At 71.5% G+C, this 16087-nt stretch carries 19 protein-coding genes; 7 read left to right on the forward strand and 12 right to left on the reverse strand.

Annotated elements, in window-relative coordinates; all coding sequences use genetic code 11:
- Window positions 1-18 precede the first annotated feature (18 nt).
- Both J7E97_RS10035 and J7E97_RS10040 read right to left on the reverse strand, forming a co-directional pair.
- Window positions 19-1185, reverse strand: a complete 1167-nt coding sequence (locus J7E97_RS10035; RefSeq protein WP_251054188.1) for a hypothetical protein — start codon at window positions 1183-1185, stop codon at window positions 19-21.
- A 57-nt stretch (window positions 1186-1242) separates the two neighbouring features.
- The gene (locus tag J7E97_RS10040; RefSeq protein ID WP_215024611.1) at window positions 1243-1995 is read right to left on the reverse strand and encodes an aspartate/glutamate racemase family protein; all 753 of its coding nucleotides are present in this window, start codon (window positions 1993-1995) and stop codon (window positions 1243-1245) included.
- 275 nt (window positions 1996-2270) lie between these two features.
- On the opposite strand from J7E97_RS10040, the gene J7E97_RS10045 reads away from it, so the two are divergent.
- The gene (locus tag J7E97_RS10045) at window positions 2271-3617 is read left to right on the forward strand and encodes a pyridoxal-dependent decarboxylase (protein WP_215024612.1); all 1347 of its coding nucleotides are present in this window, start codon (window positions 2271-2273) and stop codon (window positions 3615-3617) included.
- An 84-nt stretch (window positions 3618-3701) separates the two neighbouring features.
- Here J7E97_RS10045 and J7E97_RS10050 read toward each other — a convergent pair whose 3' ends face one another.
- Both J7E97_RS10050 and J7E97_RS10055 read right to left on the reverse strand, forming a co-directional pair.
- Window positions 3702-4982, reverse strand: coding sequence for an MFS transporter (locus J7E97_RS10050; RefSeq protein WP_215024614.1), 1281 nt, complete (start codon window positions 4980-4982; stop codon window positions 3702-3704).
- Between the two features lie 6 nt (window positions 4983-4988).
- A complete protein-coding gene (locus tag J7E97_RS10055; RefSeq protein WP_215024616.1) occupies window positions 4989-6347 on the reverse strand; it encodes an FAD-dependent oxidoreductase in 1359 nt (452 codons plus the stop codon).
- A gap of 114 nt (window positions 6348-6461) precedes the next feature.
- On the opposite strand from J7E97_RS10055, the gene J7E97_RS10060 reads away from it, so the two are divergent.
- Together J7E97_RS10060 and J7E97_RS10065 are read left to right on the forward strand one after the other, a co-directional pair.
- Complete coding sequence (locus J7E97_RS10060) at window positions 6462-6827, forward strand: helix-turn-helix transcriptional regulator (RefSeq protein ID WP_215024618.1); 366 nt, start codon at window positions 6462-6464, stop codon at window positions 6825-6827.
- Window positions 6824-7318, forward strand: coding sequence for a GNAT family N-acetyltransferase (locus J7E97_RS10065; RefSeq protein WP_215024619.1), 495 nt, complete (start codon window positions 6824-6826; stop codon window positions 7316-7318). Before J7E97_RS10060 ends, J7E97_RS10065 begins: the two co-directional genes overlap by 4 nt.
- Before the next feature lie 13 nt (window positions 7319-7331).
- On the opposite strand, the gene J7E97_RS10070 is transcribed toward J7E97_RS10065, so the two are convergent.
- On the reverse strand, window positions 7332-7871 hold the full coding sequence (locus tag J7E97_RS10070) for a DinB family protein (protein WP_215024621.1): 540 nt from the start codon (window positions 7869-7871) through the stop codon (window positions 7332-7334).
- Window positions 7872-7962: 91 nt separating this feature from the next.
- On the reverse strand, window positions 7963-8940 hold the full coding sequence (locus J7E97_RS10075) for an alkylmercury lyase family protein (RefSeq protein WP_215024623.1): 978 nt from the start codon (window positions 8938-8940) through the stop codon (window positions 7963-7965).
- Between the two features lie 84 nt (window positions 8941-9024).
- On the opposite strand from J7E97_RS10075, the gene J7E97_RS10080 reads away from it, so the two are divergent.
- Window positions 9025-9423, forward strand: a complete 399-nt coding sequence (locus tag J7E97_RS10080) for a heavy metal-responsive transcriptional regulator (RefSeq protein ID WP_215024625.1) — start codon at window positions 9025-9027, stop codon at window positions 9421-9423.
- Here J7E97_RS10080 and J7E97_RS10085 read toward each other — a convergent pair.
- The 6 genes from J7E97_RS10085 to J7E97_RS10110 are packed head-to-tail and all read right to left on the reverse strand — an operon-like array spanning window position 9410 to window position 13787.
- Complete coding sequence (locus tag J7E97_RS10085; protein ID WP_215024627.1) at window positions 9410-10405, reverse strand: bile acid:sodium symporter; 996 nt, start codon at window positions 10403-10405, stop codon at window positions 9410-9412. The genes J7E97_RS10080 and J7E97_RS10085 overlap by 14 nt on opposite strands.
- Before the next feature lie 58 nt (window positions 10406-10463).
- Entirely contained in the window at window positions 10464-10772 is a 309-nt protein-coding gene (locus J7E97_RS10090; protein WP_251054189.1) for a hypothetical protein, read from the reverse strand.
- Window positions 10769-11551, reverse strand: coding sequence for a heavy metal-responsive transcriptional regulator (locus J7E97_RS10095; RefSeq protein WP_215024629.1), 783 nt, complete (start codon window positions 11549-11551; stop codon window positions 10769-10771). The genes J7E97_RS10090 and J7E97_RS10095 overlap by 4 nt, the downstream gene beginning before the upstream one ends.
- Window positions 11552-11585: 34 nt before the next feature.
- Window positions 11586-12644: an ArsO family NAD(P)H-dependent flavin-containing monooxygenase gene (locus J7E97_RS10100; RefSeq protein ID WP_215024631.1), complete on the reverse strand. Its 1059-nt coding sequence runs from the start codon at window positions 12642-12644 to the stop codon at window positions 11586-11588.
- Window positions 12641-13435: an MIP/aquaporin family protein gene (locus J7E97_RS10105; protein ID WP_215024633.1), complete on the reverse strand. Its 795-nt coding sequence runs from the start codon at window positions 13433-13435 to the stop codon at window positions 12641-12643. The genes J7E97_RS10100 and J7E97_RS10105 overlap by 4 nt, the downstream gene beginning before the upstream one ends.
- A gap of 37 nt (window positions 13436-13472) precedes the next feature.
- Complete coding sequence (locus J7E97_RS10110) at window positions 13473-13787, reverse strand: helix-turn-helix transcriptional regulator (RefSeq protein WP_215024635.1); 315 nt, start codon at window positions 13785-13787, stop codon at window positions 13473-13475.
- 82 nt (window positions 13788-13869) lie between these two features.
- Between J7E97_RS10110 and J7E97_RS10115 the strand changes: the two genes are divergently transcribed.
- The 3 genes from J7E97_RS10115 to trxB are packed head-to-tail and all read left to right on the forward strand — an operon-like array spanning window position 13870 to window position 15957.
- Window positions 13870-14493 (forward strand): low molecular weight phosphatase family protein, encoded by a 624-nt coding sequence (locus tag J7E97_RS10115; RefSeq protein ID WP_251054190.1) that lies wholly within the window; start codon window positions 13870-13872, stop codon window positions 14491-14493.
- Window positions 14494-14546: 53 nt separating this feature from the next.
- Window positions 14547-14966: an arsenate reductase ArsC gene (locus J7E97_RS10120; protein WP_215024638.1), complete on the forward strand. Its 420-nt coding sequence runs from the start codon at window positions 14547-14549 to the stop codon at window positions 14964-14966.
- A gap of 4 nt (window positions 14967-14970) precedes the next feature.
- Window positions 14971-15957: a thioredoxin-disulfide reductase gene (gene trxB / locus J7E97_RS10125; RefSeq protein ID WP_215024640.1), complete on the forward strand. Its 987-nt coding sequence runs from the start codon at window positions 14971-14973 to the stop codon at window positions 15955-15957.
- The last annotated feature ends 130 nt before the right edge of the window (window positions 15958-16087 follow it).

Here is a 16087-nt window from a genome sequence, read left to right on the forward strand (position 1 = left end):
TCAGAAGACGGCTGCGCATCAGGCCACCTGCAGAGCACGCTCCCGGGCGTAGACGGTGTCGCCCGGCGCGGGGAAGAGCGCGTACGCCACGTCGCCGAGCAGCGCCACGGCGGAACGCGGCTGTACGGCGGTGAGGTGCACGGCCAGGGCGGCGGCCAGGCGCTGACGCTCGGCCGTGACGTGGGCGTGGTCCTCGCCCCGCTCGGGGGCGAGACCCATGGCCATGACCAGTGCGGGTTCGTCGACGAGACCCAGTCGGCCGAGCGCCTCGACCGCCCCCGCGCCGCCCTCCAGCGCGGTCGTGACGAGGTCGGCCCGAAGCCGGTTCTCGGCGTCGGTACCCGCCCGGAAGCGGAGCATGTGGAGGGCCACGAGCTTCGCCGCCTCCAGGAACGCCTTCTCCCGCTCCGGCGTGAGGGGCTTGCGCAGCGCCGCCCATACGGATCCGAGGAACTCGTCACCGGCGCGGACGGCCACCGCCACCCGCGGCAGCGCCACCTCGTCGCCGAGGGTCGGCGCGGGGACGTGCACCAGGCCCTCGCTGCGGTACAACTCCTTGAAGACGCCGTGCTCCTCGTGGTGGCGCAGATAGCGCTCGGGCACCTGGCGGGCCAGGATGCTCTCCACCCGCGGGGCGTCCGCCTCGTCCTGCCGACCGGAGAAGGCGAGGATGCGCGACCGGCGGTCCTCGATCGTGACGGGGGCGTCCAGCAGGGTGGCGATGGCGTTGGCCAGGGCGAACAGGTCCCCCGACGGCACTCCGCCCAGGGTCTGCTCCTCGCCCTCACCCACGTCGCCTTCGGAGAGCAGGGTGCGCAGCATCGCCGCCAGCTGTGCCCAGGAGGCTCCTCGGGTCAGGGCCAGCAGAGCCACGCCGGTCTCGTTCACGACCGGCTCCAGCTCGTCGGCGTCGTCGACGGGGCCGCGGACGACGAGGGCGGTGGCGCCGAGCGCGGAGAGGGACCGCAGGAGCCCGCCGATCGCGTCCGCGCCGTGGACACCGACGCCGAGCACGATGGCGTGCTCCGGGTAGTGCTGCTCGTCGTACGGATCGTGGATGCCGACGCCGCCGATCTCCCCGGCCGCGTCGGGGTCGCCGTACAGCAGGTCGAGGAGGGTGTGGCCGAAGTCCTCGAGTACCCGGCTGAGGCTTCGGGCGGGGTGCGCCGACATGTGCCTGATCATCTCCGCAGGTTAGGACTCGCGCAGCCCTGCGATGTGGTGCGTGCGGACGAGGGTACGTCAGCGCGTTCGTTCCCGGGCACGAAGCGGGGCGGGCGCCGACCCTGGGCGCCACAGGCGCAGGACGGCGGCTTCGGCAAGCGCGTCGGTCGAGTCGACCACCGGCAGCACGCGGGCGGCCGACCCGCTGATCAGCGGTATCTCCGTACAGGCGGCAACGACCGCCTGGGCGCCCTGCTCCTTGAGACTCTCGGCCGCCGTGGCGATCCAGCGTTCGGGCCCGGCCGTCTCAGCGCCTGCCTTGACCGCGCGGATCGCGGCGTCCACGTACTCCTCCTGTACGGGGGCGGGAACCTGGATGACGTCGAGCCCGAGGCGGGCGCCGGCCTGCTCGTACAGACCGGTCAGGCGCGTCCCCCGAGTCGCCAGGATTCCTACCCGCTCAAGCCCGGGTGTCCGGCGCACCGCCGTCTCCAATGCGGCCTTGATCATGTCGAGGACCTCGACCCCCGTGGCCTTGGACAGTTGCTCGACGTAGGCATGAGCGGTGTTGCAGGGGACGGCGATGCAGCTGACTCCCGCGCGCTGGAGCCAGCGGGCGCCCTCGACCAGGGCGGGCACGGGGGACGGACCCTGTCCGAGCAGCGCCGCGGTCCGGTCCGGTACGGCGGGATCAGCCCACATCAGGACGGGCAGATGCGCCTGGTCGGAGCCGGCCGGGGTGAGTTCGACGAGGCGGCGGTAGAAGGCGGCAGTGGCGAGCGGCCCCATCCCGCCGAGGATGCCGAGGGTCGGGCGGGTGACGTGGCGCATGGAAGGGCAGCCTCTCCGTTCTTCCCGCCGTCGTCCGCGGGGTCTCCCGCGATCGTGGTCCGGCCGGAGCGCCGGGGTGTCGTCGCCGGCTCCAAAACCTGCGTGCCGGATTGGTGCCGGGGGCTGGAGCACTCACGCGCCGGGCGGCGGATTCGGCCGCGCCGACGAAGCCGGCCCCCCAGAGCTGTGGCGCCCACCGAACTCCTGCACTTCGCCGCCGGTTTCACTGGGCTTCCTCCCCCCTCCCCGCACTGCTCGTCAACGCGAAGGTCTCCATGCACACGTACGACCCTGCCCTCACCGACCTCGTCGTCGCCTCCCTGCGCGACCGCCTCCGCAACCGGCCCGCGCTCAACCACCCGGGCGAGAAGGACAAGCTCGACGGGGCCCTGGCAGGGCTGATCGGGCCCGAGGGCAACGATCCGGAGGAAGTCCTGCGGCTGTGGACCGAGCAGCTCGCGCCCACCGTGGTCGCGGTCGACAGCCCCCGCTTCCTGTCGTTCGTCCCTGCCGCCCCCACGCAGGCCGCCGTCCTGTTCGACACGCTCGTCTCGTGCGCGTCGATCCAGGGCGTTTCGTGGCTCCTCGCCTCCGGCCCCGTCGCCGCCGAGAACCAGGTATTGCGTCTGCTCGCGGACCTCGCCGGGATGCCGGCCGAAGCCGGAGGCTGCTTCGTCTCCGGTGGCTCGGCCGGGAACCTCTCCGCCCTCGTCACCGCGCGCGACACGGCCCGGCGCCGCCGGGGCCTCGGCCCGTACGACCGCGTCAGGATCGCCGTCTCCGACCAGGCCCACTCGTCCATCGCCAACACTCTGCGCATCATCGGCGTCGAGCCCTTCGCGGTACCGACCGCGGACCACCGCCTGACCGGCTCCGCGCTGCGCGCCGCGCTCCTGACCGACACCGATCCGTCCGGTGTCATCGGGGTTGTGGCAACCGCCGGCACGACCAACGCCGGGATCATCGACGACCTCACCGGAATCGCTTCGGTGGCATGCGAGTTCGGGCTGTGGTTCCACGTCGACGGCGCGTACGGGGGCGCCGGCCTCCTCGCCCCGAGCGTCCGTGACCGGTACCGGGGCATCGAGCACGCCGACTCCCTCGTCATCGACCCCCACAAGTGGCTGTTCGCCCCCTTCGACTGCGCTGCCCTCCTCTACCGCGACCCAAGCCTGGCCAGGGCGGCCCACACCCAGGACGCCTCGTACCTCGACGCCCTGCACACCGACGACGACACCCAGTGGAACCCGAGCGACTACGCCCACCACCTGAGCCGGCGCGCCCGGGGTCTCCCCCTGTGGTTCTCTCTCGCCGTCCACGGCACCCGCGCCTACAGCGAGGCCATCGAGAAGGCCCTCACCCTGGCCCGCGACACCGCCACACTCATCCGCAAGGCCCCGCACCTCGAACTCATCCGCGAACCGGAGCTGTCCGCCGTGCTCTTCCGCCGGGTCGGCTGGGAGGCCCAGGACTATGCGGAATGGTCCGCCCGTCTCCTCGCCGGCCAGACCGCGTTCGTCGCGCCGACCGGCTGGGAAGGCGAGACCGTCGCCCGCTTCGCGTTCCTGCACCCGGAGACCACTCTGGAGGTCGTCGAGGAGATCGTGAGCACCATGACGTGAAGCCGGCCGACACACGCGCCGCAGAGTGAAGCCCCTCCTCGGCGGCTGCAGCCGAGACTGTCCCTGCCCCTCTGCCGCCCCGCCCTACGTCACAGAACGTCCTTGCCGGAAGGCGGACGATGGTTTGCTGCTCGGAGCCGACCTGGACAGCGACAGGGCGCGGCCTTCTCGCGACGCCAACAGGGCGAGGCATGCGGCCACGACGGAGAGTGTGGCGAGGGCCGCGAAGAGGTGGGGGTAGCCGCCGAGTGGGGCGGCGAGGGCTGCGCTGGCCCAGGGGGCCAGGGCTGCTGCGATGTGGGCCGGTGCGCTGAGGAGTCCGGAGAGGCGGCCGTAGTGGGTGGTGCCCCAGCGGTCGGTGACGGCGGTGGCCTGGAGGAGGGTGAGGTTGCCTCGGACGACTCCGGCGAGGACCGCGAGGACGACGAGCAGGGGCATGGGGCCGGGGATGAGGGCCAGCGTTGCCGTGGTCGCGCCGCCGAGGGTGATGAGGGTGACCGTACGGGTCGTGACGGACGTGCGGGCTGACAGACCTGTGTAGAGGGTGCGGCCGAGGGTCTGGCCGGCGCCGCCGAGGCCGAGGGCCCAGGCGGCGGTTGTCGCGTTCGCGCCTCGTTCGGCGAGGAGCGGGATGAGGCCCATGACGACGGCGTACATGGCGAAGCCGGAGAGGGTGAATGCCGCGGCCAGGAGGAGGAAGGGACGGCTGCGGGTGACCGGGGTGCGGTCGATGACGGGTGGCGCTGGTGGTGCGGGTGGCCAGGGGGCGCGTAGGGCCAGGGCGTGCGCGGGGATGGTGATGGCGGCCAGGATTACGGCGAGGATCGCGTACGTGGTGCGCCAGCTCAGGTGCTCGGCAAGGACTGCGGTCAGGGGGGCGAAGACGGTGGAGGCGAGCCCTCCCGCGAGGGTGACGATGGTCAGGGCCCGGACACGGCCGGGCCCCCACCAGCGGGTGAGTGCGGCGAAGGCGGGTGGGTAGAAGGTGGCGGCCATGGCCACTCCTGCGAGCATCCAGCCCACCGTGAAGACGGCCAGGTTGGGTGCGGCGGCGATGACGAGGAGGGCGAGAGTGGCGAGTACGGAGCCTGCCGTCATCACGGCGCGCGGCCCTCGGCGGTCGAGGATCCGGCCGATCGGGATGCCGGCCACAGCGGAGACGAGGAGCGCGAGGGAGAAGGCGGCCGTCGCGCCGTTGGCGGACCAGCCGGTGGCGGCCGTCAGCCGCGGGAGCAGGACGGGGAAGGCGTAGTAGACGATGCCCCAGCTGGTGATCTGTGTGGCGCAGAGCGCGGGCAGCACGGCGCGGGGCCGCGACCGGTCCCCCGTTCCGGTCGCGGCGCCGCTGCTTTGGAGGTCGGTCACCGGGGGTCAGCAGCCGCCGGATGGGGCCGGGGCGCCGACGCTGACGGTGAGCGTGGCGGGTGCCGCGCAGCACCCGCCACCGGTCTCTTCGGCGGCCTCGGGCTTGTCGAAGAGGCCGGCCCCGCCGCACACGCCGGTCTCGGGGAGGGTGAGTTCGACGCGTTCGGCTGCCTCGCGGTCGCCTGCCAGGGCGGCGGCGATGGAGCGGACCTGCTCGTAGCCGGTCATGGCGAGGAAGGTCGGGGCGCGGCCGTAGGACTTCATGCCGACGAGGTAGACGTCCTTCTCCGGGTGGGAGAGCTCGCCCACCCCGTGGGGGTAGACGGTGCCGCAGGAGTGCTGGTTCGGGTCGATCAGCGGCGCCAGCTCAACGGGGGCCTGGAGGCGCTCGTCGAGTCCGAGGCGCAGCTCGTTCAGGAAGGAGAGGTCGGGGCGCAGACCGGTGAGGACGATGACTTCGTCTACGGGATCCAGGCCGCGGCCGTCCTCGGCGACGAGGACCAGCTGGTCGGCAGTCTTCTCGATGGCGGAGGTGCGGAAGCCGGCGACCGCGTCGGCGTACCCGTCGTCGACGGCGGCCTTGGCGGCGAGGCCGAGGGCGCCGCGGGCGGGGAGCTGGTCGGCGGTGCCGCCGCCGAAGGTGGAGCCGCTGATGCCGCGGCGCAGGATCCATACGGCGTGGGTGCCGGACTCCTCCTTGGAGAGGTCGGCCAGGTAGGCGAGGGCGGTGAAGGCGGAGGCGCCGGAGCCGATGACTGCGGTGCGCTTGCCTGCGTACCGGGCGCGGACGGCCGGGTCCTTGAGGTCCGGAATCCGGTAGGAGATCCGGTCGGCGGCAGCCTTCTCGCCGAGGGCGGGGAGGCCGTCGCCGCCGATGGGGCTGGGGGTGGACCAAGTGCCGGAGGCGTCGATGACGGCGCGGGCGGTGATCCGCTGCTCGGTGCCGTCGGCGTTGAGGATGCTGATGGTGAAGGGCTGCTGTTCGCGGTCGGCGTCGACGATCCGGTCGCGGCCGAGGCGGGAGACGCCGGTGACGGTGGCGCCGTAGCGGACCTTGTCGCCGAGGACGTCGGCGAGCGGCTGGAGGTACTGCTCGGACCAGTCGGCGCCGGAGGGGTAGGTCGCGCCGTCGGGGACGGTCCAGCCGGTGGGGGCGAGGAGCTTCTCGGCGGCCGGGTCGACGACCTCGGACCATGTGGAGAAGAGCCGTACGTGGCCCCAGTCGCGCACCGCGCTGCCGGCGGCCGGTCCGGCTTCCAGGACCAGGGGTTCGATGCCGCGCTCGGTGAGGTGGGCGGCGGCGGCGAGGCCGGCCGGTCCTGCTCCGATCACGACGACGGGCAGGGCTTCGGTGGATGCGTTCACGGCGGGCTCCCCAGTTGATTCGACGCCTGTCGATGTCCTGACGTCTCAAGAATGCATCTCATATCGACATCCGTCAACATAGACATCTGTCGAAATCCATCGGATGATGGGGGCATGCCCACTACGAAGGTGTTGCCGCTGCTGGAGCCGGAGGCCGTGGCCCCGTGCTGCCCGCCCCTGGCCGAGCGCCCGCTGACGGCTGCGGAGGCCGAGCGGACCGCGGTCATGTTCAAGGCCCTGGGCGACCCTGTCCGCCTGCGCCTGTTCTCCGCCATCGCCTCGCACGAGGGCGGCGAGGCGTGCGTGTGCGACATCTCCGACGTGGGCGTCTCCCAGCCGACGGTCTCCCACCACCTGAAGAAGCTCAAGGACGCCGGCCTGCTCTCCTCCGAGCGGCGCGGCACCTGGGTGTACTACCGGGTCGAGCCGGCCGTACTGGCCGCCATGGGTCAGCTCCTGACGCGGGCAGCAGCCGTATGAGCGTCACCATCGCGCAGCTGACCTGGGCGCACGCGGACGAGGTCCTGGCGATCTACCAGGCGGGCATCGAGGAGGGCAACGCCACCTTCGAGACCGCCGCACCGACTTGGGCGGAGTTCGATGCGGCGAAGCTACCCGAACACCGCTTCGCCGCACTCGGCGCCGACGGCAAGCTGCTCGGCTGGGTGGCCGCCACCAAGGTCTCCGACCGCTGTGCCTACGCCGGTGTCGTCGAGCACTCCGTCTACGTTCACCCGGGCGCCCGCGGCAGGGGTGTCGCCGGGCAGCTCCTTGCGGCGCTGGTCGAGTCGACCGAGGCCGCGGGTATCTGGACAATCCAGTCCGGGATCTTTCCCGAGAACGCCGCCAGCCTCGCGGTCCACGGCCGTGCGGGCTTCCGGGTCATCGGCACCCGAGAGCGCGTTGGCCGGCACCACGGCCTGTGGCGTGACGTCGTCCTGCTGGAGCGCCGCAGCCCGCGTATCACCTGACCGTTCTGCCGTGTCAGCTGCCGCCGTCCAGGGTGAGTTGGCGGAGGTGGAAGTCGAAGCGCCGGGTCGGGTAGCGGTAGATGTCCGCGAGTGTCATGTAGTCGCGGAAGAAGGGATCCCAGCGGACGGGGTAGTGCATTCCGCGGGCAAGGTCGGCTTCGGACTCCGCGGCCAGCCGTCGCTGCAGGGCGTCGAGGACGTGGTCGAAGGCGGCGCCCATCCGGCGCGGCCCGTAGACCGTCACCGCCCCGCGCGGACCCACGTAGTTGATCCAGTCGAACGGTACGGTCCCCGCGTTCAGCAGGTGGGCGAACACCTTGCCGACGCTCCGGGGGAGCCGCCCGAAGACGCGGACCAGGACCAGCAGGGCGCGGACGACCATGTACCCGAACAGCATGTGCCACAGCAGCTGCTCGTTGGTCCACTTGGTACCGCGGGTGGGCCTGGCCAAGTCCGCCTTGGAGGCTGAGTCCAGCAGCTGGTGGAAGGTGCGGCGGGCGCGCTCGTAGTCCTCGTTCACGGCCTGCCGGTCCATCGGGTCAATGTGAGCCATGACCTGCCAGCTTTCGGTCGGCACTCAGGGCTGCGCCCGGGGCTTGTGATGATGGCGGCTACCGAGCCCCGGTACCAGCGCAAAGCGCCGGTCAGCGGTCCTGGAGGAGCGGGCCGAAGGTCTGCTGCCCGGTCTCCACGGCGCGGGCCTGGCTGACGACCTGCCCTTTCACCTCCGGATGCTCCTGCTGCCACTGCTCTGCCGAGGCGTGGCCGGTGAAGAAGTTCAGCGCGTCGCAGCAGAGGGTGGCGGCGGGCCCCTCGCCTTCGCGGCGGCCGACGAACACGACCGCGGCCACCGGTTCCCACACCGTCGTGCCCCTGGTGAAGGTCACGGTCACCGGCCGGCCGTCGACCGGGTCGGAGGAGGAGATCACCACGTCCTGGCCGAGCATGGCGGAGAGACCGAGGGCGTCGATGGCGCACATCGACCACACCTCCACTCCGCTTGCCAGCCGTACCCGGTGCCGGGTCTCAGCCGCCGAGAACGGGTACGCCGCTTCGATCCGGCCCACTTCGTCCAGGGCCAGGAAGTCCTCCCGGTCCAGCTCGGCAAGTACCTCGGCGGCGGTCCTTCCGGTCTGGGCAGCGACGACCTCGAGCACCGGCATGTCCGGGGCGAGCCCTGTCTCGGCGAAGTGCCGCAGCACCGCCTGCTGCACGGCCCGCAGTCCGCGCTCGGCGGGGGCGCGGCGGCCTCGTCCGGCCCGGCCGATCGGATCCAGGACATCCGACTGACAGCACTCCTGGCCGGCCTCGGCCGAGGAAAGACTCACGCCGGACAGAGCCCGGCGCAGGGCATGGACGCTCGGCGCGCCCTCAGTGCGACCGTCGGCATCCCGGTAGAGGCGGCAGGACACGCTCGCCGGGGCGCCGGGCACCGCGAAGGGGTCGACGCCGTCGAGCAGCACGGTCGGCGAGCCCGTCATACCCAAACGCTCGGCCTCCGCCTCCTCACGCACCTCGATCAGTTCGACCTGGGCGGTACGCGGGCCGAGCGCGGCGGTGATCCGCTCCCGTACGACCGGCACGTTCGGGCAGTTGGGCACCGTCAGGATCGTGATCCGCATTCCGCTGTCCTCCGTGGTGGTGTGGCCCTCGGCCCGACGTTAGACCTTCCAGTGCGCTGGAAGGTCAAGGCGTAGCGTGGGGGTATGCGCATCGGTGAGCTCGCGGCATCCGGCCAGGTGACGGCCAAGACCATCCGTTTCTACGAGCAGGCCGGCCTGCTGCCCGCCCCGCCACGCACAACGGGCGGCTATCGCGAGTACCCACCGGAGGCTGCGATGCGGCTGGCGTTCATCCGCGACGCCCAGGGCGCCGGTCTGACCCTTGCCGCGATCCGGTCAGTCCTGGACATCCGCGACAGTGGCAAGGCCCCCTGCGGCCACGTCACCACGCTGATCGACCAGCGCCTGGCGGACATCGAGCGGCGCATGGCCGAACTCCGCCAGACCCGCACCGCACTGCGTGAGCTCGCCCGACGGGCCGCCGCCACCGACCCGGACGCCTGCCCGGAAGGCGAGGTCTGCACGATCCTCACGCGGCCGTGACCGGCTGCTCCCGTTGCGGGACGAGGCGGGAAATGAGGCGTACGTAGGCGACCATGCCGATGACCTCGACCAGGGTCTGGGTGACCACGACGACCGCGGCGACCGCCAGCTCGTCGGGGAGAGCGAGCGCGAGGGGCAGTACGACCAGGGAGTTGCGGGTCGCGCCGGTGAAGACGACCGCCCGTGAGGCCTGGGCATCCAGGCGGAAGAAGCGAGCGACAACCCGTCCGGCGAAGGCCATGACCACGAGGAACCCGGCGTAGAAGGGGATGACGGAGGCCACGTCGCCGAGGCTGCCGCCGAGCTTGGGGATCTGGGATGCGACGACGGTGATGAGGGTGGAGGCCATCAGCGGCACCATCGTGGTCGTGGCGGCGTCGGACACCTTCCGCCCGGCCGGTGTGCGGGCTGCCCACGCCTGGAGGGCCCAGGCCAGCGCGAGGGGGATCACGATGAGGAAGAGGAAGGCTTCGAGGAACGGGCCGGCCTCGACGATGTCGGCAAGGTCCGGGCCCATGAACAGGTACAGCAAGCCCGGCAGGAGGAGCATCTGCACGATGAGCAGGAGCGGGGTGGCGGCCAGCAGGCGGCGGCTGTCCCCGCCGGCCAAGCCGCTGAAGACGATGACGTAGTCCACGCACGGGCACAGCAGCACCAGCAAGACCCCGATGCGCACGGCCTGATCGGCGGGCAGGAAGGCGAACATCGCGGCGACGACTGCGGGTACAACGGCGAAATTCACCACCAGGGCCGCCGGCAGGAACCGGCCGTCGCGCAGGGAGCGGAACAGCTCGCCGGCCGGGACTTGGAGGAAGGTCACGAACAGCAGCGCGCCCAGGACGGGGTTGATGGCGTGCTCGAGTCCGGGGCCGGCAGCCGGGGCCGCCCAGCCGAGCAGTCCTCCGAGAGCCATGGCGCCGAGGTAGATCGCGATCTGGTGCTGTTCCATGCGCTCGACCAGACCCTGCGGTTCCTGCGACACCCTGCTGACTCCCTGCCGTACGTGCGTGCTGATCGTGTGGCCGCCCTGTGGGGATCGGTCATTGTGGCAAGCGGGCGTTTCCTGCCGAGGGCGGCGGGGTGGCGGGCAGGCCCAGGTCCACGGGACCCGGCGCGCTGGCGCAGGCGGCGGCACGACGACGCCGGTGCAGTACCCACGTCACGGCTGCCAGGGCGAGCACGGTGACGGCAGCCAGGGCGGGGACCCAGAGGGAACCGATCGCGGTAAGTGCCCCAAGTCCGCCGAGGAAGGCCAGGATCGGGCCGATGCAGCACGCCGCGCAGGCCAGGGCGGCGAGCGCGCCCACGCCGAGGAGGGACGTGCCGGAGGACTTCGTCTCGGGGTTCATGCGGTGGCTCCGAACAGGTCGGCCAGCAGGGAGCCGGCGGCTTCGGGCGCCCGCACGGTCAGCGTCAGCCGGGCGGGGGCGAGGTTCAGGGTGAAGTCGAAGAACGCGCAGCAGTCCTGTTCGGTTGCTGCGAGCGAGGCGAGTTCGGCGGCCAGTTCCGGGGTGCTGGGGAAGGTCAGGCGCACTCCGTCCGCGATCTCCTCGCGGCTCGTGGCCTGCGCGATCAGGGCCTGCCATTGGGCGGTGCGCTCGCCGAGTGCGGCCCCGCCAAGCGTGCAGGCCACCGGTGCCTGGCGCCACGGCTCATCGGCCGCATCCTGGGGGCGGGTGGGTGAGAGTTCGATCAGGACCGGCCCCGACGCCTGGGCCTTGTCGCCGTCGGTGGTGCAGCCGCAGTCCGGGCCGCACCCGCCGGCCGGGGCCGGGCCGGACAGCTGCCGGTGGACGTCGGCGAGGCGGGCGGAGAACGCCGCCAGCTCGGCCGACCGACGGTCCGCGTCCGCGATCCGGTCGGAAACCAGCGGCACCATCCGTGCCCGCACCGCAGCGCACACACCGGCGTCCCGTACGTCCAGCAGCTCGCGGATGTCCTCCAGCGCCAGTCCCAACAGCTTCGCGGAGGAGATGAACGCCAGCCGCTCCACCGCGTCCGGCCCGTACTGGCGATAGCCGGAGGCGGTCCGCTCGGCGGGCAGCAGCCCAGCCGTCTCGTAGAACCGCAGTGTGGAGGCCGGGACGCCGGAGCGTTCGGCCAGCTGCGAGATGCGCAGTGTGCTCACACCTCGAACGTAAACCTTCAACCCGACTCGAAGGTCAAGCCCGCAGCAGCTCGGCCATCTCCCGGGCCGAGTCCCGGGCCGGGCGGCCGACGCCGATGAGGGTGGCGGAGGCGGGGCCGGTCCAGTCGCCGTAGCCGAGCAGGTGCAGGCGGGGCTCATCCACCGCGCGGGTGCCGTCGGTGGCGATCCGGCCACGGCTGCCGCGCAGGCGCAGGGAGGCGAAGTGGGCCAGTGCCGGGCGAAACCCGGTGCACCAGATGACGGCATCCGCCTCGGCGCGAGTACCGTCCGCCCATTCCACACCGGTCGGGGTGAGGCTGCTGAACATCGGCTTCGCTGACAGGAGTCCGGCGTCGCGGGCGGCGCGTACGGGCGGAACGGCGACGATGTCGCCGAGGGAAGCGACGCCACCGGTGTCGGTGCGGCCGGCGTCGAGGGCGCGGCGGCGTGCGGTCGCGGCGTCGAAGAGCGCGCGACCGTCGATGTCATCGCCGAGGTAGCGGGGCGGGCGCTGGGTGACCCAGGTCAGCTCGGCGGTACCGGCGAGGTCGGCGGCGATCTGCGCACCTGAGTTGCCGCCGCCCACGACGACCACCCGCTGGCCGGTGAAATCGGCAGGGCTGCCGTACTGCACGGTGTGCAGCTGGCGGCCGGTGTACTCGCGCCGGCCGGACACAGCGGGCATGAACGGGCGGGTCCAGGTTCCGGTGGCGCTGACGACGGCGCGGGCCTGCCAGTCACCGCAGTCGGTCTCGACGCGCAGGAACGCGCCGTCGCGGTGGACCGCGTCGACCCAGACGCCGCGCTGGACCGGGAGTTCGTACCGCTTCTCGTAGTCCGCGAGGTACTCCACCACATGACCGGCGTCCGGGTACGTCTGGCCGGGCTGGAGCGGCATGAGCCGACCAGGCAGGGAGGAGTAGGCGGCCGGGGAGAACAGCCGCAGGGAATCCCAGGTGTGCTGCCAGGCCCCGCCCGGCGTCGGCTGGGCGTCGAGGATGACGAACTCGATGCCCAGGCGGCACAGGTGGTAGTCGGCGGCGAGCCCCGCTTGGCCACCGCCGATCACCACCACATCCGTGCGCTGACTCATGCCGTGGGCGCCCCGGTGTCCGTCTTGCCGCGCATGAAGATGACCGCCACCAGGGCCAGGCCCACCACGACGCCGATCAGCTGCATGCCGATGAAGCCGGCCACAGAGGCCGGGGCGATACCCGCGAACGTGTGGGTGAAGGCGCGGCCGATGGTCACGGCCGGGTTGGCGAAGGAGGTGGAGGAGGTGAACCAGTACGCGGCGCCGATGTACGAGGCGACGGCGACGGGTGCGAAGCGCAGACGGTCGGTGCGGGCCAGGCCGAAGATCAGCAGGATCAGGCCCGCGGTGGCGACGACTTCACTGAGGAGGAGGTTTCCGGCGGAGCGGTCGTGGGTGGACCACTTCACCAGCGGCTCGCCGAACATCGCGTCCGCCAGAATCGTGCCCGCGACGGCGCCGACGATCTGGGAGGGCACGTACACGGCCAGCTCGCGGGCAGTGACGCCGGCGCCACCGCGGCGGGCGGTCCACCACTCCGCCAGCGTCACAGCCGGGTTGAAGTGGGCACCGGAGACCGGACCGAGGAGAGCGATCAGGACGCCGAGGCCGAAGACCGTGGCGGTGGAGTTGGCCAGCAGCTGGAGCGCCACGTCGTCGGTGAGGTCGGTGGCCTGGATGCCGGAGCCGACCACGACCGCCACCAGTGCGGCAGTGCCCACCAGCTCGGCGGCGGCGCGGGCGATCAGTGGGGTGCGGGGCGAGGTCGCGCCGGGTGCTGGCTGGGGCACGTCGGCGGCTATGACGGACTCCGCTGCGGGGGCGGCGGCGACGGGCTCAGTGGCGGTCAAGACAGGATCTCCTCGGGCAGGTGAGGCAGACAGCGGGCTACGGGCAGGACCGCTTGAGGTTCGCTTCGGCGGTGGCACGCGCGGTCAGGGCGAGGTCGGCGAACTGGCCGGCGAGGGCTTCGATGACTTCCGGGCGCAGCCGGTAGTAGATGTATCGCCCGCATGGGTCCGTCTCCACGACCCCGGCCTCGCGCAGCACCTTCAGGTGGTTGGAGAGGTTCGTCTGCTTGGCACCCGTCTCCTCCACGAGATGGGTGGTGCAGAGGGTCTCGCGCGCGAGCAGGGTCACGATCTGGAGCCTGAGCGGGTCGGCAAGAACCCGGATCAGATCAGTGTCGACTGACGTCATCATGTGCTGATACTGTCACATCAGCTGGGCCTGACACCAGTCCGAGCTGACCTCATTGGCTCCTTTGAACGGGAACGCCATGCCGATGCCCTCTTCGCTCCTCCTGCCGGACAAACGCCTGCCCGCGGGGGCTGCCCGCCCCGCCTCCCGGTATGCCGGCCACTTCTCGCCGGAGACCGTGCTGGGCTTGCTCGCCGACTCCTACACACGTCTGGCCGAGCAGGCACGGGTCCGTACGCACCTGGTCGTGCTGGCGGAACGGCTGACCGCCGAGCGCCTGGACGCCCTCGCCCACACCCAAGGCCTGGTGAACGGCCAGACCCGGGTGCTGTTCGTGTGCAGCCAGAACGCCGGGCGCTCGCAGATGGCCGCCGCCCTCCTCGCCCACCGGGCGGGCGAGCGCGTCACCGTCTCCTCAGCGGGCACCCGCCCGGCCGACGAGGTGGAGCCGCACATCGCGCAGGCCCTTACCGAGGCCGGCGCGGATCTCGCCGATGCGTACCCCAAGCCCCTGACCGAAGAGGTCGTCGAGGCCGCCGACATCGTGATCACGATGGGCTGCGGCGACGCCTGCCCTGTCGTGCCCGGTCGCCGCTACCTCGACTGGCCTGTCGCCGACCCCGAAGCTGCGCCGATCGCCCTCGTACGGGAGATCCGCGACGAGATCGACGCCCACATCAGCGAGTTGCTCGTGCAGTTCGCGCCGTAGAGCCGCAAGCCCCCGCATCCCCACCGCAGTCGCCTCACCTCAAGGAAGAACAGATGTCCTCCGCTCCTGCCGCCTCCGTCCTGTTCGTCTGCATCCACAACGCGGGCCGCTCCCAGATGGCGGCGGGGTTCCTCCGCCACCTCGCGGGTGACCGCGTCGAGGTCCGCTCCGCCGGCTCCACGCCCGGGGAGCAGATCAACCCTTCGGCCGTCGCCGCCATGGCTGAGCTGGGCATCGACATCTCCGACCAGAAGCCGAAGGTACTCACCCCCGAAGCCGCCCAGGCCTCCGACTACATCATCACGATGGGCTGCGGCGACGCCTGCCCCTACTTCCCCGGCAAGACCTACCTCGACTGGCAGCTCGAGGACCCGGCCGGCCAGGGCGTCGAGGCCGTGCGCCCCATCCGCGACGAGATCAAGGGCCTCATCGAGGGCCTGATCGCCGAGATCGACGCCAAGAAGCAGGGCTGATCCCGTGACCGACGCGACCACCGCCGACGACGGCATACGTAACGTCATCATCATCGGCTCCGGCCCCGCCGGATACACCGCCGCCCTCTACACCGCCCGCGCGCAGCTGAGGCCCCTACTCTTCGGCAGCTCGATCTTCGTCGGCGGCTCGCTGACGACGACCACCGAGGTGGAGAACTTCCCCGGCTTCCCCGGCGGCATCGACGGACCGGATCTCATGGACAGCATGCGCGTCCAAGCGGAGAAGTTCGGCACCCAGATGATCGACGACGACATCGTCTCCGTCGACCTGACCGGCCACATCAAAGAAGTCACCGACTCCGAGGGCACCGTCCACCGCGCGCAGACGGTGATCATCGCCACCGGCTCCGGGTACCGCAAGCTCGGCCTTCCCAAGGAAGACGAGCTGTCGGGGCGCGGCGTGTCCTGGTGCGCGACCTGCGACGGGTTCTTCTTCCGCGACCGTGACATCGTCGTGGTCGGCGGCGGCGACACCGCCATGGAAGAGGCCACCTTCCTCACCCGCTTCGCCAAGTCCGTCACCGTCGTCCACCGCCGCAGCACCCTGCGCGCCTCGAAGGTCATGCAGAACCGGGCCTTCACAGACGACAAGATCTCCTTCGCATTCGACAGCGAAATCGCCGAGATCAAGGAGAAGGACGGCATGCTGGCGGGCGTCGTCCTACGCGACACCTTCACCGGAAAGCTCCGCGATCTGGACGTGACCGGACTGTTCATCGCGATCGGGCACGACCCGCGCACCGAACTGTTCACCCGCCAGCTCGACCTCGACGACGAGGGCTACCTGAAGGTCCAAGCACCGTCCACCCGCACGAGCCTCCCCGGCGTCTTCGCCGCCGGCGACGTCGTCGACCGCACTTACCGCCAAGCCATCACCGCCGCCGGCACCGGGTGCGCCGCAGCCCTCGACGCCGAGCGGTACCTTGCTGCTCTGCGTACGAGGGACGAGCCTGCGCCGGCAGCAGTCTGACCTGCGCGAACCGAAGGGGGGCGGCCCACTCCCATGTGTGGGCCGCCCCCCTTCTTGTACGTGACGTCACCTCCTGGACTGGCAGATAGCCGTCAAAAGTCTGGCCAGGTTGAAGTGCTCTCCCGGCTGA

The sequence above is a fragment of the Streptomyces sp. ISL-66 genome, from assembly GCF_018614135.1.
Taxonomy (GTDB): domain Bacteria; phylum Actinomycetota; class Actinomycetes; order Streptomycetales; family Streptomycetaceae; genus Streptomyces.

Bases quoted from the DNA above. Each gene is read 5' to 3' on its own strand.
- J7E97_RS10035 (WP_251054188.1), bottom strand. From the start codon at position 1,185: ATGATCAGGCACATGTCGGCGCACCCCGCCCGAAGCCTCAGCCGGGTA.
- J7E97_RS10040 (WP_215024611.1), bottom strand. From the start codon at position 1,995: ATGCGCCACGTCACCCGCCCGACCCTCGGCATCCTCGGCGGGATGGGG.
- J7E97_RS10045 (WP_215024612.1), top strand. From the start codon at position 2,271: ATGCACACGTACGACCCTGCCCTCACCGACCTCGTCGTCGCCTCCCTG.
- J7E97_RS10060 (WP_215024618.1), top strand. From the start codon at position 6,462: ATGCCCACTACGAAGGTGTTGCCGCTGCTGGAGCCGGAGGCCGTGGCC.
- J7E97_RS10065 (WP_215024619.1), top strand. From the start codon at position 6,824: ATGAGCGTCACCATCGCGCAGCTGACCTGGGCGCACGCGGACGAGGTC.
- J7E97_RS10070 (WP_215024621.1), bottom strand. From the start codon at position 7,871: ATGGCTCACATTGACCCGATGGACCGGCAGGCCGTGAACGAGGACTAC.
- J7E97_RS10075 (WP_215024623.1), bottom strand. From the start codon at position 8,940: ATGCGGATCACGATCCTGACGGTGCCCAACTGCCCGAACGTGCCGGTC.
- J7E97_RS10080 (WP_215024625.1), top strand. From the start codon at position 9,025: ATGCGCATCGGTGAGCTCGCGGCATCCGGCCAGGTGACGGCCAAGACC.
- J7E97_RS10090 (WP_251054189.1), bottom strand. From the start codon at position 10,772: ATGAACCCCGAGACGAAGTCCTCCGGCACGTCCCTCCTCGGCGTGGGC.
- J7E97_RS10100 (WP_215024631.1), bottom strand. From the start codon at position 12,644: ATGAGTCAGCGCACGGATGTGGTGGTGATCGGCGGTGGCCAAGCGGGG.
- J7E97_RS10110 (WP_215024635.1), bottom strand. From the start codon at position 13,787: ATGATGACGTCAGTCGACACTGATCTGATCCGGGTTCTTGCCGACCCG.
- J7E97_RS10115 (WP_251054190.1), top strand. From the start codon at position 13,870: ATGCCCTCTTCGCTCCTCCTGCCGGACAAACGCCTGCCCGCGGGGGCT.
- J7E97_RS10120 (WP_215024638.1), top strand. From the start codon at position 14,547: ATGTCCTCCGCTCCTGCCGCCTCCGTCCTGTTCGTCTGCATCCACAAC.